The organism is Streptomyces sp. NPDC031479 (genome assembly GCF_055581065.1).
In genome coordinates this window covers 273,483-294,135 of sequence record NZ_JBVIKC010000003.1, presented here as the reverse complement: position 1 = coordinate 294,135, position 20,653 = coordinate 273,483, and the positions used below count along the sequence as shown (strand labels likewise).

The following is a 20,653-nucleotide window of genomic DNA, read 5'->3' as shown; positions in this document are numbered from 1 at the left end:
TCAGTCCTCGGGCAGGAACCCCGGCAGCCAGGACTCCAGTTCGTCGCGCAGCCGCACCGTCGAACCCAGCTGACACAGCACCCCGATGGTGCTCAGCGTCACCCGGTGGATCAGCAGGTACGAGGGCGGCAGGTTGATCTGCCGCCCCAACTGGTGTGCGGGGGAGCGGGGATCGGCGATCCGCGCCGCCTGCCCGCGCAGCCACGGCCGGGTGAAGGTGAACTCGTCCGCCTCGGCGGGCTCGATGATCGGCTTGAGGTAGTCGAGCACCGCGTCCGGGTCGAGTTCGATGGACTCCTTCACGAACCCCTCGGCGCACAGGTGGCCGTAGACCCCTTCGGCGTCCCCGTCCAGGGTCAACCGCAGCGACCGGCCTATGGGCTTGGGCCAGCCGCCCGGCAGCCGGTCGACCGTGCCGAAGTCGAGCACGCCCAGCCGCATCCGGCCGTCCGCCCCCTCGATCAGCCGGAAGTTGCCCGGATGCGGATCGGCGTGCAGCAGCCCCGTGCGCGCGGGCCCCGAGAAGAGGAACCGGGCCAGCAACTGCCCTGCTCGGTCACGCTCCTCCCGCGTGCCGTCGGCGATCACCTCCGACAGCGGGGTGCCCTCCATCCACTCCGTCACCAGCACCTGGTCGCCCTGGTGCACCACGTCCGGGACCACCACGTCCGGGTCGGCGTCGAAGGCGTCCGCGTGCGCGCGCTGCGCCTCGGCCTCCAGCTCGTAGTCCAGCTCCTCCGCGACCCGGTCGCGCAGCTCGGTGATCAGCGGCTTCACGTCCATGCCCGGGATCAGCGGCCCGAGCAGTCCGGCGAAGCGGCTCAGCTGCTTGAGGTCCGACAGCAGCGCCTCTCCGGCCCCCGGGTACTGGACCTTGACCGCCACCTGCCGGCCGTCGTGCCACACCGCCCGGTGCACCTGCCCGATGGAGGCGGCCGCGGCGGGCTTGTCCTCGAACTCCTCGAACAGCTCCCGCCAGTCCTCGCCGAGCCGCTCCGCCAGCACCTGGTGCACCCGCGCCGTCGGCAGCGGCGGGGCCGCCTCCTGAAGCTTCGTCAGCGCCGCCCGGTACGGGCCCGCGACCTCCTCGGGAAGCGCCGACTCGAACACCGACAGGGCCTGCCCGAACTTCATGGCACCGCCCTTCAGCTCGCCGAGCGTGCGGAACAACTGCTCGGCGGTGCGCTGCTGGAGCTCCCGGGCGACGATCTCGGCCGACTTCCCGCCGATCCGCTTGCCCAGCCCCCAGGTCGCCCGGCCGGCGATGCCGAGCGGCAGCGCGGCCAGCTTGACGGTACGGGTGACCGCCTTCCGGGGAAGATCAGACATATGCCCCTCCAGTTCCCAGACGGCTGCGCCGCGAGCGGCGGATCCGGGACGGCCCCTCGGCCCCCGACGCATCCTGTCACGAGCCCCCTCGCCCGCGGACCCGGGCACCCGCCCCCGGTCCGCCGCGACTCCGGCCGTTCACGACCGCACCGCCGGGGCGGCCACGGCGGGCGCCGCCGCACAGGGACAGTCCGGATGGGGGCGCAGCGGGGACCGCTCCCAGTGCGCCCCCGGAAGGGCGGCCTCCCAGCGGGCGGCGGTGGAGGCGGGCAGCTCTCCGTCGAGGAAGGCCAGGGCGTGTGCCGCGGCCAGCCCCGCCACCGCCGTGGACAGCCCCACGTCGCAGGCCCCCGAATCCCGGCGGCGGTGCGCCGACCGCCACTGGACCAGCATCCTCGGCCAGGCCGGATCCCGGTCGACGCGGTCGCGCTCCATGCATCCGGCGCAGGCCGTGGCACCCGGCAGCACCAGCGGGCCGACCAGCCCCGTCCCCTCCAGCACCCCCGCGTACAGGTGCGGGGTGCCCGTGGTGACCCAGTCGGCCGCGGCGGCCGGATCGGGGGCCCACGCCTGCAGCCCGTCCCGGGGCGCGACCACCACCAGAGCCGGGCCGGGCTCCGGCCCTTCGGGATCCCCGGCGCGCGGAGGCCTCCCCGGCGCCGACCCCCGTACCAGGGCCCTCGCGGCCTCGGCCCGCAGCCGGCCCACATCGGCCGGACCGAGCCCGCCGGGCGCCACGTCGGCCACGGTCACCCGGCCCCCGTCGAGCACGTCGACCGCCCCGACCCCCGCCGACGCCAGGACGGCGGCGACCACCGCCCCCACCCGGCCGCTCCCGCGCACCTGGACCCGTATCGCCCGGCGTGCCGCGAGGCCCCGTAAGTCACCGCCCGGTTCACGGTGGACCAGTGAGAGCGAGCCCAGATCGGGCCCGAGCCGCTCCAGGGCCTCGGGGCGGCGCCGCACCGCCTGGGCCCGCGGCCCTCCCGCGGTGACGTCGTCGAGCAGCCCGGCGCGCGCGAGCCGCCGCACCAGCTCGTCCACCTGCCCGTCCGGGAGCCCCATCCCCCGGGCCTCGGTCCGCAGTAGGTCCATGCCCCGCGTGCCGTCGATCCGGTCGATCAGAGAGCCCGTGGCCGTGTCGACCGGCCCGAGCACCACCGCGTGCGCGGGCGTCACACCGAACTGGACCGTCTGCAGATCCCTCCAGGCCCGGGCCAGGGCCGGCTTCACCTTCGGATACACGGCTTCCCCCTCGTGGTGCGTCCCGACGCGCGGCCGGGGACCACCGTCCCTCCGCCGCGCCTTCTCTTCTTCCGACACCATGCCCGTCTTCCGCCGGGCGTGCGGGAGTTTGTCCACAGGCGAGGTGTATTAGGTATATGAGATGGATATCGGTGGCCTGTGAGAGGGAGAACGGACCCCCTCCGGCACCCCGTTCGGGCCCCCTCCGGCATCGCCCGCGCCTCGATCCTGTTCGAACGGCGGACGCGCGGGACTTCCGACACGACGACCGGGTACCTTCGAGGCGTGTCCGCCGACCCACCCCAGCGCGCCGTGGAAGTCCGCCGGAGCGCGCGCCGCCGCAGGACCGTATCCGCCTACCGCGAGGGTGACCGGACGGTCGTACTGATCCCTGCCCGGATGTCCGAGGCGGAGGAGCGGCGCTGGGTGGGCGTCATGCTGGACAAGCTCGCCGCCCAGGAGAGCAAGCGCACCCTCGGCGACACGGAACTCACCGAACGCGCCGAACACCTGTCGGAGCAGTTCTTCGCCGGCCGCGCCCGCCCCCGCTCGGTCCGCTGGGTCACCAACCAGAACACCCGCTGGGGCTCCTGCACCCCCGCCGAGGGCAGCATCCGCCTCTCGCACCGCCTGCAGGGCATGCCGGAGTACGTCGTCGACTACGTGCTGCTCCACGAGCTGGCGCACCTCCTGGTGCCCGGCCACGGCCCCCGCTTCTGGGAGCTGCTGGACGCCTACCCGAAGACGGAGCGGGCCCGCGGATTCCTTGAGGGCGTGGTCGCCGCGGAACGCCTCCCCCGGATTCCGGGCGCCCGCGAGGAATGACCTTCTGTCACGGAACGCGATTGTGTACCGGGTCGGTACCGGCTTGGCCGGATGTCCGCAGGAGCCGTTAGCCTGAGCGGCACGCATTCAGCGGTACGCATTCACAGTCGGGATGGGGGACGGTCGGACGTATGGCCAGGGAATTCCAACGCGGCCACAAGGCCAAGATCAGTGATCTGACAGCGGGCACCGATCTGTACGTGGGCGTCCAGATCGCCGGGCCCGGGCTCACCTTCGACATCAGCTGCTTCGGCCTCGACGCCAACGAGCAGCTCTCGGACGACCGTTACTTCGTCTTCTACAACCAGCCGAAGTCGCCCGAGGAGTCCATCCAGCAGCTCGGCCCGCAGGCCGGTGACACGGAATCCTTCCGGGTGACCCTCGACCGCGTGCCGACGGCCGTCCGGAAGCTGTCCTTCAGCGCCACCCTCGACGGCGCCGGCCAGATGTCGCAGATCGGCCCCGGCTACATCCGCATCGTGGCCGGCGGCGAGGAAGTCGTCCGGTACTCGTTCACCGGCTCCGAGTTCAGCACCGAACGCGCGCTGATGATCGGCGACCTCTACTTCAAGGACGCGTGGCGCTTCGCCGCCGTCGGCCAGGGCTTCGACGGCGGACTCGCCGCGCTGCTGAAGAACTTCGGCGGCGAGGTCGCCGAGGAGGAGGAGCAGCAGCCGGCGCAGCAGCAGGTGCCGGCCCAGGCCCCGCCGCAGCCCGCCGCGCCCGGCTTCGCCCCGCCCCCGCAGACGGCCGCCCCGGCCCCGGCCTTCGCCGCGCCCGCCCAGCAACAGCCGCCGCAGCAGCCCCAGCCGCCGCAGCCCGCGCCCTACGCGGCACCGCAGCAGCAGCCCCCGGCCCCCGCGCCGGTGCACTCGCAGCCGACCATGATCGCCCCGCTGGCCCCGCCCGCCCCCGCGGCCCCGTACGGCCAGCCGCCCCACCCGCCGCAGCAGCCCGGCCCGCCCTCGTACGGCGGCCAGCAGCAGCCGCAGCCCTCGTACGGCGCCCAGGTCCCGCCGCCGGCCCCGGCCCCCGCGCCCTACGGCCAGCAGCCGCAGCCCTCGTACGGCCAGGTCCCGGGCCGGCAGTACGGTCAGCAGCCCGGCTACGGCCAGCAGCAGCCGGCCTACGGCCAGCAGCCCCCGCCCGCCTACGGCCAGGCCCCGCAGGCCGCCGGCCACGGCCTCGCCGCCGCCCTCCAGCCGTACAAGGAAGCCCCCACCGGCGCCCGCTGGACCCCGCAGAACCAGCAGCTCATGCGGGTCGACCTGTCGATGGGCGGCCAGCCCGTCCTCGCCCGCCAGGGCAGCATGGTCCTCTACCAGGGCAAGGTCGACTTCAGCTACAAGGGCGCGGGCTTCGCCGGCCGCATCGTCGGCAACGCCACCGGCCAGGAGATGCAGCTGATGCGCTGCTCGGGCCGCGGCCAGGTCTTCCTCGCCGAGAACGGCGCCCACCTGCACGCCATCGAGCTCCAGGGCGACGGCATCTGCGTCTCCGCCGAGAGCGTCCTCGCCTTCGACGAGTCCCTCCAGCACGAGGTCCGCCGGATCGAGGGCCACGGCATCCCCGGCGGCGCCCTGTTCACGATGCTCTTCCAGGGCTCCGGCACGGTGATCGTCAAGACGCACGGCGCCCCCGTCGTCCTCCCCGTCACCCCGACCACCTTCGCGGACAGCAACGCCATCGTCGCGTGGTCGGCCGCCTCCCAGGTGATCATTTCCAGCCAGGTGCGCCTGCGGCGCAACGCCTACCCCGGCCACAGCGGGGAGACCGTGAACCTCCAGTTCCGCGGCGCTCCCGGCAACTTCATCGTCGTCCAGCCGTACGAGGTCTGAGGGAGCCCCACATGAACGCCATGAACGCAATGAACCAGCAGCTCGCGGGCTACGCCCCCACCCCCGTCACGGCCCGCATGGAGAACCACGGCCGCGCCATGCTCAAGGTCGCCATGCAGAGCGGCCAGGACCTCTTCGCCCGCACCGGCTCGATGGTCGCCTACGAGGGCTTCGTCCAGTACGAGCCCAACCCCCCGGCCGTGCGCCAGATGGCCTCGCAGTGGCTGACCGGCGAGGGCGCCCCGCTGATGAAGTGCACCGGCGACGGCCTGCTCTACCTCGCCGACTACGGCGCCGACGTCGTCTGCGTCAACCTCAACAACGACGCCCTGTCCGTCAACGGCACCAACCTCCTCGCCTTCGACGCCCACCTCCAGTGGGGCGTCGAGCGGGTCAAGGGCATGGCGAAGTTCGCTGGCCAGGGCCTGTTCAACGTCCAGGTGTCCGGAACCGGATGGGTCGCCATCACCTCCCGCGGCACCCCGATCGTCGTCGACTGCGGCCGCGGCGAGGACGAGACCTACGTGGACCCGGACGCGCTCGTCGCCTGGTCCCCGAACCTCAAGGTCAAGGGGAAGCGCAGCTTCAAGGCCTCGTCGATGATCGGCCGGGGCAGCGGGGAGGCCTACCAGATGGCCTTCTCGGGCCAGGGCATCGTCGTCGTACAGCCCAGCGAGGACAGCACCGACCGGCTCCGGACCCGGGGCTGAGGGGGAGCGGACACATCATGCAGAGCTCACTTTTCGGCTACGCGGAAGCGCAGTCCCAGGACCGGTACACCGTCCAGAACCCGCAGCTCCTGCGGGTCTCGCTGACCGGTTCCGACGACGTCCTCGCCCGCAAGGGCGCGATGGTGGCCTACCAGGGCATCGTCGACTTCGACGGCGAGTACCAGAGCACCACCCAGCGCACCGCCCGCGCCCGCACCGGCGAGGGCCTGGACCTGATGCGCTGCTCCGGGCAGGGCACCGTCTACCTGGCCAACCTCGCCCAGCACGTCCACGTCGTCGACGTGGACCAGGACGGCCTCACCGTCGACAACAGCTACGTGCTGGCCCTGGACTCCACCCTGCACACCGAGGCCATCGCCGTCGACAGCCAGTACGGCATCTCCGGCTCCGGCAAGTACCAGCTCAACATCAGCGGCCGCGGCAAGGTCGCGCTCATGACCTCCGGCCAGCCGCTGATGATGCAGGTCACCCCCGACAAGTACGTCAACGCCGACGCCGACGCCATCGTCGCCTGGTCCACCTCCCTGCGCGTGCAGATGCAGGCCCAGACGCACTCCACCGGCGTGTGGCGGCGCCGCGGCAACACCGGAGAGGGCTGGGAGCTCAGCTTCCTCGGCACCGGCTTCGCGCTGGTCCAGCCCAGCGAGCTGCTCCCGCCGCAGAACGCCCAGCTCGGACAGGGCATGGCCGCCCAGTACGGCATGGGCCAGCACGGCGCCCACGCCCAGAACCAGAACAACGCCTGGAACTGAGCCATCGCACCCCGCGCGACGGCGGAGGGGGCCGGTCCGCCCGGACCGGCCCCCTCCGCCGTACCGGCGGCCCTACGCGCCCAGGCGCGCCCGGGTCGCCTCCAGCAGCCGCACCACCGAGGTGTCGGCCACTGCCGCCACCTCCTCGTACGGGAACCAGCGCAGGTCCAGCGACTCCTCGCTGATCTCCGCCACGGCACCGGCCGGAGCCAGCGCCGCGTACTGCACGTCCAGGTGCCAGTTGCAGGGCGCCGGGATCGGATGCCGGTCCAGGCGCACCGGCCCGCCCGGCAGCAGGGTCAGCCCGGAGGCGATCCCCGACTCCTCGGCGGCCTCGCGCAGCGCCACCCCGGCGAGCGTGGCGTCGCCCGGCTCGCAGTGCCCGCCCATCTGGAGCCACATGCCGAGCTTCTTGTGCAGGGTCAGCAGGACGCGCCCGCGCTGCGGGTCGACGACCAGCGCGCTGCCGGTGACGTGACCGGCCCCGCAGGGCTTGTAGACCCCGTCCGGGTGGGCGGCCAGGTGCTCCAGGTACAGGTCGCGGAGCTCGGGCTGGTCCTCGTACCGCTTCAGGACGAGGACCGCGTCTTCGTGCAGGCTCACTTCTTCTCGTCGCCGTCCTGGTCGCCGCCGCGGCCGTCCTCGTCGCGCTTGCGGGCGGCCTCGCCGAGCATCTTGTCGATCTCGGAGAAGTCCAGCTGCTCGCGGTGGACGAAACCGTCCGGGTCGTCCAGGTCGGAGGCGGTCGGCAGCATGTCCGGGTGCTCCCACAGTCCGTCGCGGCCGTCCACCCCGCGCGCGTCCGTGAGCGAGGCCCACAGCCGCGAGGCGTCGCGCAGCCGCCGCGGACGCAGCTCCAGCCCGATCAGCGTCGCGAAGGTCTGCTCCGCCGGGCCGCCCGAGGCACGGCGCCGGCGCATGGTCTCGCGCATCGCGTCGGCCGAGGTCAGACGGGGCTTGGCCGCCTCGTGCACGACCGCGTCCACCCATCCCTCGACCAGCGCGAGCGCCGTCTCCAGGCGGGCCAGCGCGGCCTTCTGCTCCGGGGTGTCCTGCGGCTGGAACATGCCGCCCTGGAGCGCCTCCTGCAGCTGCTCCGGGTTCGACGGGTCGAGCTGGCCGACCACGTCCTCCAGCTTCGAGGTGTCCACCTTGATGCCGCGGGCGTAGCCCTCGACCGCGCCGAACAGGTGCGAGCGCAGCCACGGCACGTGGGCGAAGAGCCGGGCGTGGGCCGCCTCGCGCAGGGCCAGGTACAGCCGGACCTCGTCGGAGGGGACGCCGAGGTCCTTGCCGAAGGCCTCGATGTTCAGCGGCAGCAGCGCCGCCCGCCCGGCCGGACCGAGCGGCAGCCCGATGTCGGTGGATCCGACGACCTCGCCGGCGAGCGTGCCCACGGCCTGGCCGATCTGCTGGCCGAACATGGCCCCGCCCATGGAGCGCATCATCCCGAGCAGCGGGCCCGCCATGGCCTGCATCTCCTCGGGCAGCACGCTGCCCATGGCCGTGCCGACGCGCTCGGCGACCGGGTCGACGAGCTCCTTCCACACGGGCAGGGTCGCCTCGACCCACTCGGCGCGGCTCCACGCCACGGCCGCGTTGGCGCCGGACGGGAGGGAGGTCACCCCGTCCAGCCACAGGTCGGCGAGGCGCACGGCCTCCTCGACGGCCGACTTCTCGGCGACGCCGACGCTCACGTCCTTCACGCCGTCCGCGGTGCCCTGGGCGACGGTCTGGCGGGCGATGTCCTTGGCCATGTCCCAGTTGACCGGACCGCCCTCGTAGCTCAGCATCTGGCCGAGCTGTTGGAAGGCGGCGCCGAGGTCGTTCGGGTTCATCGAGCCGAACATCGCGGCGAAGGGGTTGTCCGCACCGCCGGGGAGGCCGCCAGGGCCGAACCCGAACGGATTCGCGGGACCGCCCTGCCCGCCCTTCTTGCCCTCGTCGCCGTTCTCCGGCTCCTCCGGCGGAAGGCCGAATCCGAATGGGGTGTCGCTCACGGGTTTCCTCGGCTCGTAGGGCCGTCGGCGGGAGCCGACGGGCAATGGTCCGACAACACCACCCAGCGTAGACACCACTCCCGCTTCCGGGCTCGGTGCTCCGCCGACTCCTGGGCTGCGGCAGGATGGACATCACCTGGTGGGTACGCGTCACGACGCGTCCCCACTGAAGACAACCGCTGGAGACGCCCGGTGAGTTCCCCAGATCCGCAGGCTCGCGCGCCGCACGACGCCGAAATCCGCCCCGAGCACGGCGACAGCGCCCCCGGCGTTCGCCAGTCGCGAAACCAGGCCGAACCGCGACGGCGCAGCCCCGTGATCGCGGTGACCGGCGCCGCGTCCGGGGTCGGCGCGGCCCTGGTCGCCCGGCTCGCCGTGTCCGACGAGGTCAAGCAGGTCGTCGCCATCGACGAGCGGCGCGGGGACTGCGCGTCCGCGCAGTGGCACGTGCTGGACGTACGGGACCCCGCGATCGCGGAGAAGCTGCGCGGCGCGGACGTCGTGGTCCACCTCGCGCTGGACCTCGACCTGGAGACCGACCCCGCGGCCCGTACCGCGTACAACGTACGCGGAACCCAGACCGTCCTGACCGCCGCCGCGGCGGCCGGCGTGCACCGGGTCGTGCTGTGCACCTCCGCGATGGTCTACGGGGCCCTCCCGGACAACGACATCCCGCTCTCGGAGGACTCCGAGCTGCGCGCCACCGCCGAGGCGACCGGTGTCGGCGACCTGCTGGAGATCGAGCGCCTGGGCCGCCGGGCCCCGCGCGCGCACCCCGGGCTGAACGTGACGGTGGTCCGCCCGGCGGTGCTGGTCGGCGGCACCGACACCGCCCTGACCCGGTACTTCGAGTCCCCGCGCCTGCTCGTCGTCGCCGGATCCCGGCCCACCTGGCAGTTCTGCCACGTGGAGGACCTGGTCAGCGCCCTGGAGTACGCGGCGCTGGAGAAGGCCGAGGGCGAGCTGGCCGTCGGCTGCGAGGGCTGGCTGGAGCAGGAGGAGGTCGAGGAGCTGAGCGGCATCCGCCGCATGGAGCTGCCCTCGGCTGTCGCCCTGGGCGCGGCCGCGCGGCTGCACCGGATCGGCCTGACCCCCTCCCCGGCCGGGGACCTCGCGTACACGATGCACCCGTGGGTGGTCAGCGTCAGCGGGCTGCACGCGGCGGGCTGGCGGCCCCGCTGGACCAACGAGGAGGTGCTCGCCGAGCTGCTTCAGGAGGTGGCGGGCCGGCACACCGTCGCGGGCCGCAGGCTGGGGCGCAAGGACGCCGCCACCGCCGCCGGCGCCGCGGGTGCGACGGTGGCCCTGCTGGGCGCCGCCGCCGCGGTCCGCCGGGCCCGCCGGCGCCGGGGCATCTGAACCGGACCGGTGCCCCGCCCCGCGGGGCGGGGCACCTGTAGGAGGCTCCCAACCGGGCGGGCCGGGCCCGGGCGAATCGGCTATTCCACCACCCCGGCCGCTAGGGCACGATGGAAGACATGGCACCGCACTTGGACCACCCCGGCGAGCAGGCCGCTCCGGACCCGATCCGGCTGCTCGAGATCCGTGACGCCCCGCTCTCCATCGACGAGGTCTTCCGGGCCGTCGGCGACGACGCGACGGGCGGCACGACCCTCTTCGTCGGCACGGTGCGCAACCACGACGGCGGCGCCGACGTGGACTCGCTCGGCTACTCCTGCCATCCCACGGCGGAGGCCGAGATGCGGCGCGTCGCCGACCGGGTCATCGAGAAGTACCCGGTCCGCGCGCTGGCCGCGGTCCACCGCGTCGGCGACCTGGCCGTGGGCGACCTCGCCGTGATCGTCGCCGTCTCCTGCCCGCACCGCGGCGAGGCCTTCGAGGCCTGCCGGATGCTGATCGACGACCTCAAGCACGAGGTCCCGATCTGGAAGCACCAGACGTTCTCGAACGGCACGGAGGAGTGGGTCGGCGCCTGCTGACGCGGACGGCCGCGAACGGGTACCCCGGGCGCCGGGGTCTCCCCGCCGGGGAGTAGCCTCACACCCGTTCGGCCGCGCAACACGCCCTCGATTTGCGTAACCCCCTCCCGGGCACGAGCGTTGAAGCCATCGACGACACGTACTTTTCGGGGCAGGGAGGCACGTCCATGGCGTCACTGGCGTGGTTGCTGATTCCGCTGTTCGCCGCGATCGGGGCGGCGATATGGGGCAGCTGGGCGGCACGCGACCGCACTCAAGGCGACATATCCGAGCTCGCCGGCTACGCGAGGTTCCGCGAGGTCATGGACGAGGTCGACCGGGCCCATCGGGCCCGTATGAAAGAAAAGGCGCACTCCGGTTCCGACGCCGTCTGACGCGTCCCGAGAGTCCCGCCGGGAAGCACCGCCGGACGGTTGCGCGGGGAGACACCGCGGGAAGGCACCGCGGGGGTACCGCGAGCCCCTCCGCCGGAAGGTTCGGCTCCGCTGAGAATCACCTGAGAGTTCCGCCCGGGGGCCCCGTACGGACCGGCCCCGGGGGCCGCCCGCAGAGGCCGTCACGTACTGTCGAGCCATGCCACGCCGCACCGCGACGATGCTCGCCTCCTTCCTCGTGCTGTTCGCGCTGCTCTGCGTAGGAGTGTTCGTCAGGGTCCCGTACTCGGAGATGAGCCCGGGCCCCACCGTGAACACGCTCGGCGACTCGCGCGGCGAGCCGGTCCTGAACATCTCGGGCCGCAAGACGTACCCGACCAGCGGTCACCTCAACATGACCACGGTCCGCGTCACCGGCGCGGACTACGACATGAACCTGCTGGAAGCGGTCTACGGCTGGGTGGCCGGCGACAACATCGTCGTGCCGCACGAGAACCTCTATCCGAACGGCAAGACGGACAAGGAGTCGACGCAGGAGAACGCCGAGGAGTTCAGCCAGTCGCAGGAGAGCGCCAAGGTGGCCGCCCTCAAGCAGCTCGGCATCCCGGTCACCGCCCGCGTCATCGTCTCCACCGTCGTCAAGGGCAGCCCCTCCGAGGGGAAGCTGCACGCCGGGGACGTGATCAAGGACGTGGACGGCGCCCCGGTCAACGAGCCGGGCGACGTGGCCAAGCTCGTCACCAAGCACAAGCCCGGGGAGCCGGTGGAGTTCACCATCGTCCCGGCCGCCGACGCGGCGGCGGCCGAGAAGGAGAACCGCGAGCCCACCGGCAGCACCAAGGTCACCATCACCGCGGGCAAGGCGCCCGACGACGGCCACGCCATCGTCGGCATCCGGGCCGGGACCGACCACGCCTTCCCGTTCCCGATCGACATCAAGCTCGCCGACGTCGGCGGCCCCAGCGCCGGGCTGATGTTCGCCCTCGGCATCGTCGACAAGCTCACCCCGCAGAGCCTGACCGGCGGGAAGTTCATCGCGGGCACCGGCACCATCGACGACACCGGCAAGGTCGGCCCCATCGGCGGCATCCAGATGAAGACCATCGGCGCCCGCCAGGCCGGCGCCGAGTACTTCCTCACCCCGGCCGAGAACTGCGCCTCCGCGTCGGAGCACACCCCCGACGGCCTGACCCTGGTCAAGGTCTCCACCATCGACGACGCCACCAAGGCCCTGGAGAAGATCGGCAAGGGGGACACGGCGGGTCTGCCGCGGTGCACGAAGTCCTGACCGCCGGACCCCGCCGCACCCGGACCCGCCGGGTCCCGCCCGGCCGGCCCGACTAGTCCAGGAAGGTCGCGGCCAGGGCCTCGGCCAGGCCCGGCACCAGGGTCGCCCCGGTCAGCACCTCGCTGGAGGAGTCCTTCTCCCGCAGCCGCACGGCCGACTCCCGCGACCCGTCGCGCAGCACGCCCACCGTCAGGCGGACCTCCTGCCGGTCGGGGTGCCCGGCGACCCACTTGGCCAGCTGCTTGTCGCTGAGCCCCTCCGGTACGGAGGCCTCCGCGGACGGCGGCAGCATCAGCCGCTCCACGGTCAGGGCGCAGCCGACGATCGCGTCGGGCCACGCGATGGTCCCCAGGAACTTGTCCAGCGGCATCCCGGCCGGGACCTGGTCCTGCTCGATCGGGGTCAGCTGGCTCTTGCCGGCGTCGTCCTGGTCGAGGCCCAGCTGGTTCGCGAGGCCCGGCTCCGAGCGGCGCAGGCGGGCCGTGTCGACCAGGGCGAAGAGCCGGGCGGGCTTGTCCCAGCCGAGGGTGGAGGCGTACTCGTCGATTTCGAGGACGGCGCGGGTCAGCGGACCGGCCGCCATCGGGGTGCCGGGGGAGGGAGAAAGGTTGGACATGGACAACATCCTGCCTCCTTTCTCCCCGATAGCGGGAACTGACTAAAGCCTCAGTAAGTTGCATGAGTGGGCCCTACGATCGGGGGCCCAGCTTTGGACACTTTTCCAGTACGCCAGAGACCGACCAGACCACAGCGACTTTCGAGGTGCGCACCTTGGCTTTCCAGATGCCGGACCGCGGCGGAGGCCCCTCCGGGCCACGGATGAGAGTCGGCCGCCCCTCCCGGCGCGCCCGGACTCTTCTGATGACCCTGGGCGTCCTGGCCGTCCTGGCCATGGCGTTCATCATGTTCGCCGGGTTCTGGACGGACTGGCTCTGGTTCCGCTCCGTCAAGTACTCCACGGTCTTCACCACCACCCTGTGGACCAAGATCGGCCTCTTCGCCGTCTTCGGTCTGCTGATGGCCGGTGCCGTCGGGTTCAACATCTGGCTGGCGCACCGGCTGCGGCCGCCGCTCAGCGCGATGTCGATGGAGCAGCAGAGCCTCGACCGCTACCGGATGAGCGTCGCCCCGTACAAGAAGTGGCTGCTCCTGGGCATCGCCGCGGTCGTCGGACTGATCGCGGGCGCCTCGGCGGCCGGCCAGTGGAAGACCTGGCTGATGTACGTGAACGGGGTGCCCTTCGGGCGCAAGGACCCCCAGTTCGGCCTGGACGTGTCGTTCTACACCTTCGACCTGCCCTGGTACCGCTTCCTGCTCGGCTTCGGCTTCGCCGCCGTCGTGCTCTCGGTGATCGCCGCCGTCGTCGTGCACTACCTGTACGGCGGCCTGCGCGTGACCAGCCCGGGTGCCCGGGCCACCGCCGCGGCGACCGGGCACCTGTCGGTGCTGCTCGGCCTCTTCGTGACCTTCAAGGCCGTCGCCTACTGGCTCGACCGGTACGGCCTCGCCGTGAAGTCCAGCGACTTCAAGGCCGCCGACAACTGGACCGGCCTGCGGTACGTCGACGCCAACGCCTACCTGCCCGCGAAGACGATCCTCGTCGCCATCGCGGCCATCTGCGCGCTGCTCTTCTTCGCCACCCTGTGGCGCCGCACCTGGCAGCTGCCGGTCATCGGCTTCGGCCTGATGGTCCTGTCGGCGATCCTGATCGGCGGGCTCTACCCGGCGATCGTGCAGAAGTTCCAGGTCCAGCCGAACGAGCAGGCCAAGGAATCCCCGTACGTCGAGAAGAACATCAAGGCCACGCGCGACGCCTACGGGATCGCCGGCAGCGACGTCAAGGACTACCCGGGCGTGCCCACCCCCGGCACGAACAAGGACCAGCTGCGCAAGACGGCGGACACCACCGCCAGCGTCCGGCTCCTCGACCCGAACATCGTCTCCCCGGCCTTCCAGCAGCTCCAGCAGGTCAAGGGCTACTACGCCTTCCCGTCCACGCTCGCCGTGGACCGCTACAGCGGCCAGGACACGGTCATCGGGCTCCGCGAGCTGAACATCGGCGGCATCCCGAAGAACAACTGGATCAACGACCACTTCCGCTACACGCACGGATTCGGCGTGGTCGCCGCCAAGGGCAACACCGCCACCGACAAGGGCGCCCCCGACTTCACCCAGTCCGACCTGCCCTCCAAGGGCATGTTCGGCACGGACTTCGAGCAGCGCATCTACTACGGCGAGCAGACGAAGCAGTACTCGATCGTCGGCGGTCCGCAGAAGGAGCTCGACTACTCGGACGACAAGGGCGAGAAGGAGACGAGCTACAAGGGCGACTCCGGCGTCAACCTCGACAACCCGGTCAACCGGGCCGCGTACGCGCTCGCGTTCAGCGAGCCGCAGATCCTGTACTCGGGCGCCATCGGCGAGGGCTCGCGGATCCTCTACAACCGCACCCCCAAGGAGCGCGTCGAGGCCGTCGCACCCTGGCTGACCATCGACGGGGCCCCGTACCCGGCGGTCGTCGACGGCCGGATCAAGTGGATCGTCGACGCCTACACGACGACGAACGGCTACCCGTACGCCTCGCGCACCACGCTGGGCGACAGCACCGCCGACTCGCTGACCAACAGCCAGCGCGCGGTGGTGGCCCAGGAGAGCCAGGTCAACTACATCCGCAACTCGGTGAAGGCCACCGTCGACGCGTACGACGGCACGGTCAGCCTGTACCAGTGGGACACCGAGGACCCGGTCCTGAAGACCTGGATGAAGGCGTTCCCGGGCACGGTGAAGCCCAAGAGCGCGATCGACAAGGCGCTCATGGACCACCTGCGCTACCCGCAGGACCTCTTCAAGGTCCAGCGCGAGCTGCTCACCCGGTACCACGTCACCGACCCGCAGACCTTCCTCAGCGGCAGCGAGGCCTGGCAGGTCCCGGACGACCCGACCACCAAGGCCGGTACGGCGGTTCCGCCGTACTACCTGTCGATGAAGATGCCGGCGCAGAAGGAGAAGGACCAGGTCTTCTCCCTCACGACGACCTTCACGCCGAACGGCCGGGACAACCTCAGCGCCTTCATGGCGGTCAACGCGGATCCGGGCACCCCGGACTACGGCAAGATCAGACTCCTGAAGCTGCCGACCAGCAGCCCGGTCGACGGCCCCAAGCAGGTCCAGAGCAAGTTCAACTCCGAGCCGAAGATCGCGGAGTCCATCCGTCTGCTGCGCGGCGGTGACTCCGAGGTCGAGTACGGGAACCTGCTCACGGTCCCGCTGGACGGCGGCATGCTCTACGTGGAGCCGGTGTACGTCCGCAGCTCCGGGCTCAAGTACCCGCTGCTGCGCAAGGTGCTCGTGACCTACGGCGGGCAGACGGCCTTCGAGGACACCCTGGAGAAGGCGCTGAACGTGGTCTTCGGGGCCGAGGCCCCCACCACGCCCCCGACGACGACGCCCCCGACGACGACCCCGCCGGGCGAGGGCACCGTCACTCCGCCCACCGCCCAGGACCCGACGGTCAAGGCGGCCCTGGAGGACGCCCAGAAGGCCATCGACGCGGCGGAGAAGGCCCGGCAGTCCGGCGACTGGACGGCCTACGGCAAGGCCCAGGACGACATCAAGGCCGCGCTGAAGCGGGCGATCGACGCCGAGGCGAAGCTGACGGCGCCCAAGACGGGCGGCTAGGCACCCGCGTGGTCAAGGCCCCACTCCGCGTCGTGATACTGTGGTTTCACCGACGCGGGGTGGAGCAGCTCGGTAGCTCGCTGGGCTCATAACCCAGAGGTCGCAGGTTCAAATCCTGTCCCCGCTACTGAAGACGAAGGCCCGGATCCAATGGGATCCGGGCCTTCGTCATGTCCGGGCGGGGGCCGGAAGAAGAAGCCGGGAGACACGGGGTCACTGGGGCGGGTGAGTTGGGGTGTGGGCGTGTTTGACTTGTCTCTCTGTGGGCATGTCGACAAAACGCTGTAGTGACCTCACTGGCTGCGACATACCAGGTGTACGCGGGTAGCAGGTGATGCGACGATGGGATTTATGGGGGACAGGTCAACTCTGCTGGAGACAGGGCGGTTTGTGAGGGCGGAGGCCGAGTCGGGTACGGAGTCCGGTGAGGCGGCTCAGTCTGTCAACGCGCAGACCGCACTGACCGATGCGGTGTTCGCGGAAGAAGCCTTCGGCGAGGCCGAAGGCGCCACCGAGGCCGAGCTGGAGGCCCGCCACCGGCTCGCCGCCGACAAGGGCGACTCGGGCGCCATGAGCGTGCTCGGGGCCCTGCTGCTGCGTCGCGGCGACCTGGCCGGTGCCGAACCGTACCTGCGCGGAGCCACCGCGGCGGGCGACCGCGCCGCCGCGAACAACCTCGGCGTCCTCCTGCACCAGCGCGGCTACCCCGACGACGCCGCCGGCTGGTGGCGGGTCGCGGCCGTCGCCGGATCGGCCCCGGCCGCGCACGCCCTGGGCCGCCACTACCGCGAGCGCGGGGACGAGCCCGCCGCCGAGTACTGGCTGCGCCAGGCGGCCGAATCCGGCCACGCCCTGGGCGCCTACGGCCTGGCCGACCTGCTGGAGCACCGCGGGGACAAGGGAGTCGAGCGCTGGTTCCGGGCCGCCGCCGAGCAGGGGCACCGCGAGGCGGCGTACCGCCTGGCACGGCACCTGCGCAAGGGCGACCCCGCCGAGGCCGAGCAGTGGTACCGCCAGGCCGCCGCGCGCGGGCACCGGCGCGCCGGGCTGCACCTGGGCGCCCTGCTGGAGGCGCGCGGCGAGCTCAAGGAGGCCGGACGCTGGTACCTCAGCTCGGCGAAGCAGGGTGAAGCCCGGGCGGCGTGCGCCCTCGGCTTCCTGCTGCGCGACGCGGGGGACGAGGAGAGCGCGGCATCGTGGTGGCTGCGGGCCGCCCAGGACGGCGACGGCAACGCGGCGAACGCCCTGGGCGCGCTGCACGCCGCCCGGGGCGAGACCCAGACGGCCGAGAAGTGGTACCGGGCCGCGATGGACGCGGGCGACCAGAACGGCGCGTACAACCTCGCCCTGCTCTGCGCCGCGCAGGAACGCACGGCGCAGGCCGAGCAGTGGTACCGCCGGGCCGCCTACGCGGGCCACCGCGAGGCCGCCAACGCGCTTGCCATCCTGCTCCTCCAGGGCGGTGACGCGGCCGGGGCCGAGCCGTGGTTCTCCAAGGCGGCGGAGGCCGGCAGCGTGGACGCCGCCTTCAACCTGGGCATCCTCTTCGCCAGCCGCGACGAGGACCGCACGGCGCTGAAGTGGTACGAGCGGGCCGCCGCGGCCGGCCACACCGACGCGGCGCTCCAGGTCGGGATCGCCCTGGTGCGCGACGGGGCCGAGCGGGCCGCCGAGCGGCACCTGCGCTGCGCGGCGGGCGGCGGCAGCGCCGAGGCGGCGTTCCGGCTGGCCTCCCTGCTGGAGTCGCTCGCCCCGCCGCCGGAGCCGGTGGCGCTGGGCGAGCCGGTCGGCGGGGCCGCGCGGACCGAGAGCGAGGAGTGGTACGAGCGCGCCGCCGAGCAGGGTCACCGGCGGGCCCAGGTCCGGGTCGGGATGCTGGCCGCAGCCCGGGGCGACCTGACGGTGGCCGCGCGGTGGTACCGGGAGGCAGCGGAGGCCGGCTCCCGCAACGGCGCGTTCAACCTCGGGCTGCTGCTGGCCCGCGAGGGCAACGAGCCCGAGGCGGCCCTGTGGTGGACCCGCGCCGCGGTGGCGGGGCACGGCAGGGCGGCGCTGCGGCTGGGCCTGCTCGCGGCCCGGCACGGAGACCTGTCCGAGGGGCAGAAGTGGTGCGTGCGGGCCATGGAGCTGGGCCCGGCGGAGGTCTCGGAGCGCGCGGCCCGGCTGCGCGACGCGCTGGCGGAGGAGCTGTCGGCCTGAGATGGTCGGCCTGAGGTGCCGGTTAACTGATTTGCATCTGCCGGGTGGCCTCACGTACAGTCGTGTTTACCGACGCGGGGTGGAGCAGCTCGGTAGCTCGCTGGGCTCATAACCCAGAGGTCGCAGGTTCAAATCCTGTCCCCGCTACTGAAGGCCCGAGGCCCGGATCCCATGGATCCGGGCCTTGAGTCGTTTCTGATCGTGAACGGCCGCCCCGTGGTGGCGGCCGGAAGGTCCGGAGGACAGCGAGAAGGCCGGGGGCCACGGCCCCCGGCCTTCTCGCTGTCCGCGCGTGAGCCGGCTGCGCGGCTGTGTGGCTATGCGCCCGCGCAGTTCGGGCAGACGCCGCGGTACGTCACCTCGACCGCCGAGACCATGAAGCCGAAGCGCTCGGCGGCGGGCAGGTCGGCCAGCGGGTCCCCCGCCGGGTGGACGTCGCGGATGGCCCCGCACTGGGCGCAGACCAGGTGCTGGTGGGGGCGGTGGGCGTTCGGGTCGTACCGCTTGGCCCGCCGGTCCGTGGAGACCTCCAGGACTTCGCCGAGGGTGACCAGCTCGCCCAAGGTGTTGTAGACCGTCGCTCGAGAGATCTCGGGCAGTTTGGTCACCGCTCGCGCGTGGACCTCGTCGGCCGTCAAGTGGACGTGGTCGCCGTCGAGCACTTCGGCCACGACGCGCCGCTGGGCCGTCATGCGCCAGCCGCGTCCGCGAAGTCGTTCCAGCAGGTCACTCATACAGCCAGCCTAACAGTGGGGATTCGGTGCAGATCCCGAACCGGTGTGGACTTGGATGCTTACTTGACTTAGACAAAGTCCATCGTAGGATCGGATATGGCAAACGCCAAGGACAGGACATGCAGGAATGACGCAGGAGGCGCACGTGACGCAGCAGGGACCGCTCACCACGGAGGCCGGGGCTCCGGTCGCCGACAACCAGAACAGCGAGACCGCTGGCGTCGGTGGGCCCGTTCTCGTCCAGGACCAGCTGCTGCTGGAGAAGCTCGCCCACTTCAACCGCGAGCGCATCCCGGAGCGCGTGGTGCACGCCCGCGGCGCCGGTGCCTACGGCACCTTCACCGTCACCCGTGACGTGACGCAGTGGACCCGGGCGAAGTTCCTCTCCGAGGTCGGCAAGGAGACGGAAACGTTTCTGCGCTTCTCCACCGTCGCGGACAGCCTCGGCGGCGCCGACGCCCGCCGCGACCCCCGCGGCTGGGCGCTGAAGTTCTACACCGAGGAGGGCAACTACGACCTCGTCGGCAACAACACCCCGGTCTTCTTCATCCGGGACGCGATCAAGTTCCCCGACTTCATCCACACCCAGAAGCGCGACCCGTACACGGGCTCGCAGGAGCCGGACAACGTCTGGGACTTCTGGGGCCTGTCGCCCGAGTCCACCCACCAGGTGACCTGGCTCTTCGGTGACCGCGGCATACCGGCGTCCTACCGCCACATGAACGGCTACGGCTCGCACACGTTCCAGTGGAACAACGAGGCCGGCGAGGTCTTCTGGGTCAAGTACCACTTCAAGACCGACCAGGGCGTCAAGAACCTCACCCAGGCCGAGGCCAACACCCTGGCCGGCGAGGACCCCGACTCGCACCAGCGCGACCTGCGCGAGTCCATCGAGCGCGGCGAGTTCCCGACCTGGACGGTGCAGGTCCAGATCATGCCGGCGGCCGACGCCGACGGGTACCGCTTCAACCCGTTCGACCTCACCAAGGTGTGGCCGCACGAGGACTACCCGCCGATCGAGATCGGCAAGCTGGAGCTCAACCGCAACCCGGAGAACGTCTTCGCCGAGGTCGAGCAGTCCATCTTCTCCCCGGCGCACTTCGTCCCCGGCATCGGTCCGTCCCCCGACAAGATGCTCCAGGGCCGTCTCTTCGCGTACGGCGACGCCCACCGCTACCGCGTCGGCATCAACGCCGACCACCTGCCGGTGAACCGTCCGCACGCCACCGAGGCGCGCACCAACTCCCGTGACGGCTCCCTGTACGACGGCCGCCACAAGGGCGCGAAGAACTACGAGCCGAACAGCTTCGGCGGCCCCTTCCAGACGGACCGCCCGCTGTGGCAGTCCGCCGCGGTGACGGGCGGCACGGGCAACCACGCGACCCCGTCGCACTCCGAGGACGACGACTTCGTCCAGGCGGGCGACCTCTACCGCCTGATGTCGGAGGACGAGAAGTCCCGTCTGATCGAGAACCTGTCCGGCTTCATCGCCAAGGTCTCCCGTGACGACATCGCCGAGCGGGCGATCGGCAACTTCCGCCAGGCGGACGGCGACTTCGGCAAGCGGCTGGAGGCCGCGGTCCGGGCCCTTCGCGGCTGACAGCCTCCTTCGCGGCCGAACCGCCGCCGCTCTCGGGGCGGCGGTTCGGCCGCCGCGCGGGCATCTCGATGGACGGCCGCGCGCCGAGAGCCGGAGGGCCGGCCCCCTCAAGGGGGCCGC

Annotated in this window: 17 protein-coding genes and 2 tRNA genes; 13 read left to right on the top strand and 6 right to left on the bottom strand. The window is 72.0% G+C overall.

Annotated elements, in window-relative coordinates:
- Both ACZ5D2_RS06315 and ACZ5D2_RS06310 read right to left on the bottom strand, forming a co-directional pair.
- Complete coding sequence (locus ACZ5D2_RS06315) at positions 1-1,329, bottom strand: ABC1 kinase family protein (protein WP_373915905.1); 1,329 nt, start codon at positions 1,327-1,329, stop codon at positions 1-3.
- 138 nt (positions 1,330-1,467) lie between these two features.
- The gene (locus ACZ5D2_RS06310) at positions 1,468-2,574 is read right to left on the bottom strand and encodes a ThiF family adenylyltransferase (RefSeq protein WP_468927527.1); all 1,107 of its coding nucleotides are present in this window, start codon (positions 2,572-2,574) and stop codon (positions 1,468-1,470) included.
- 285 nt (positions 2,575-2,859) lie between these two features.
- Between ACZ5D2_RS06310 and ACZ5D2_RS06305 the strand changes: the two genes are divergently transcribed.
- From ACZ5D2_RS06305 to ACZ5D2_RS06290, 4 genes are all read left to right on the top strand, one after another.
- The gene (locus ACZ5D2_RS06305) at positions 2,860-3,399 is read left to right on the top strand and encodes a M48 metallopeptidase family protein (RefSeq protein ID WP_468927524.1); all 540 of its coding nucleotides are present in this window, start codon (positions 2,860-2,862) and stop codon (positions 3,397-3,399) included.
- Positions 3,400-3,530: 131 nt separating this feature from the next.
- Entirely contained in the window at positions 3,531-5,237 is a 1,707-nt protein-coding gene (locus ACZ5D2_RS06300) for a TerD family protein (RefSeq protein WP_468927521.1), read from the top strand.
- A gap of 29 nt (positions 5,238-5,266) precedes the next feature.
- Entirely contained in the window at positions 5,267-5,947 is a 681-nt protein-coding gene (locus ACZ5D2_RS06295) for an AIM24 family protein (protein ID WP_030225900.1), read from the top strand.
- A 17-nt stretch (positions 5,948-5,964) separates the two neighbouring features.
- Positions 5,965-6,720, top strand: a complete 756-nt coding sequence (locus tag ACZ5D2_RS06290) for an AIM24 family protein (RefSeq protein WP_468927518.1) — start codon at positions 5,965-5,967, stop codon at positions 6,718-6,720.
- 72 nt (positions 6,721-6,792) lie between these two features.
- Here the strand turns inward: ACZ5D2_RS06290 and ACZ5D2_RS06285 are convergent, their stop codons facing one another.
- Both ACZ5D2_RS06285 and ACZ5D2_RS06280 read right to left on the bottom strand, forming a co-directional pair.
- Complete coding sequence (locus ACZ5D2_RS06285; protein ID WP_371676755.1) at positions 6,793-7,323, bottom strand: NUDIX hydrolase; 531 nt, start codon at positions 7,321-7,323, stop codon at positions 6,793-6,795.
- Entirely contained in the window at positions 7,320-8,720 is a 1,401-nt protein-coding gene (locus tag ACZ5D2_RS06280; RefSeq protein WP_468927514.1) for a zinc-dependent metalloprotease, read from the bottom strand. The genes ACZ5D2_RS06285 and ACZ5D2_RS06280 overlap by 4 nt, the downstream gene beginning before the upstream one ends.
- A 192-nt stretch (positions 8,721-8,912) precedes the next feature.
- Between ACZ5D2_RS06280 and ACZ5D2_RS06275 the strand changes: the two genes are divergently transcribed.
- The 4 genes from ACZ5D2_RS06275 to ACZ5D2_RS06260 all read left to right on the top strand — a co-directional run bounded on the left by ACZ5D2_RS06275 (position 8,913) and on the right by ACZ5D2_RS06260 (position 12,322).
- On the top strand, positions 8,913-10,079 hold the full coding sequence (locus ACZ5D2_RS06275; protein ID WP_356211373.1) for an SDR family oxidoreductase: 1,167 nt from the start codon (positions 8,913-8,915) through the stop codon (positions 10,077-10,079).
- Positions 10,080-10,198: 119 nt separating this feature from the next.
- Positions 10,199-10,660, top strand: a complete 462-nt coding sequence (locus tag ACZ5D2_RS06270; protein WP_371676753.1) for a molybdenum cofactor biosynthesis protein MoaE — start codon at positions 10,199-10,201, stop codon at positions 10,658-10,660.
- 167 nt (positions 10,661-10,827) lie between these two features.
- A complete protein-coding gene (locus tag ACZ5D2_RS06265; protein WP_266842160.1) occupies positions 10,828-11,034 on the top strand; it encodes a hypothetical protein in 207 nt (68 codons plus the stop codon).
- A gap of 199 nt (positions 11,035-11,233) precedes the next feature.
- Positions 11,234-12,322: a YlbL family protein gene (locus tag ACZ5D2_RS06260; RefSeq protein ID WP_371676752.1), complete on the top strand. Its 1,089-nt coding sequence runs from the start codon at positions 11,234-11,236 to the stop codon at positions 12,320-12,322.
- Between the two features lie 52 nt (positions 12,323-12,374).
- Here ACZ5D2_RS06260 and ACZ5D2_RS06255 read toward each other — a convergent pair whose 3' ends face one another.
- Complete coding sequence (locus ACZ5D2_RS06255; protein WP_371676751.1) at positions 12,375-12,947, bottom strand: PPA1309 family protein; 573 nt, start codon at positions 12,945-12,947, stop codon at positions 12,375-12,377.
- Positions 12,948-13,105: 158 nt separating this feature from the next.
- Here ACZ5D2_RS06255 and ACZ5D2_RS06250 point away from each other — a divergent pair, with 158 nt between their 5' ends.
- From ACZ5D2_RS06250 to ACZ5D2_RS06235, 4 genes are all read left to right on the top strand, one after another.
- Positions 13,106-16,000: a UPF0182 family membrane protein gene (locus ACZ5D2_RS06250; RefSeq protein ID WP_468927591.1), complete on the top strand. Its 2,895-nt coding sequence runs from the start codon at positions 13,106-13,108 to the stop codon at positions 15,998-16,000.
- 53 nt (positions 16,001-16,053) lie between these two features.
- A tRNA-Met gene (locus ACZ5D2_RS06245) sits at positions 16,054-16,127 on the top strand.
- A 215-nt stretch (positions 16,128-16,342) separates the two neighbouring features.
- On the top strand, positions 16,343-18,199 hold the full coding sequence (locus ACZ5D2_RS06240) for a tetratricopeptide repeat protein (RefSeq protein ID WP_266842164.1): 1,857 nt from the start codon (positions 16,343-16,345) through the stop codon (positions 18,197-18,199).
- Positions 18,200-18,272: 73 nt separating this feature from the next.
- Positions 18,273-18,346: transfer RNA gene (locus ACZ5D2_RS06235), tRNA-Met, on the top strand.
- Between the two features lie 170 nt (positions 18,347-18,516).
- Here the strand turns inward: ACZ5D2_RS06235 and ACZ5D2_RS06230 are convergent.
- Positions 18,517-18,933, bottom strand: a complete 417-nt coding sequence (locus ACZ5D2_RS06230; RefSeq protein WP_371676749.1) for a Fur family transcriptional regulator — start codon at positions 18,931-18,933, stop codon at positions 18,517-18,519.
- Positions 18,934-19,060: 127 nt separating this feature from the next.
- On the opposite strand from ACZ5D2_RS06230, the gene ACZ5D2_RS06225 reads away from it, so the two are divergent.
- Entirely contained in the window at positions 19,061-20,533 is a 1,473-nt protein-coding gene (locus ACZ5D2_RS06225) for a catalase (protein ID WP_468927505.1), read from the top strand.
- The last annotated feature ends 120 nt before the right edge of the window (positions 20,534-20,653 follow it).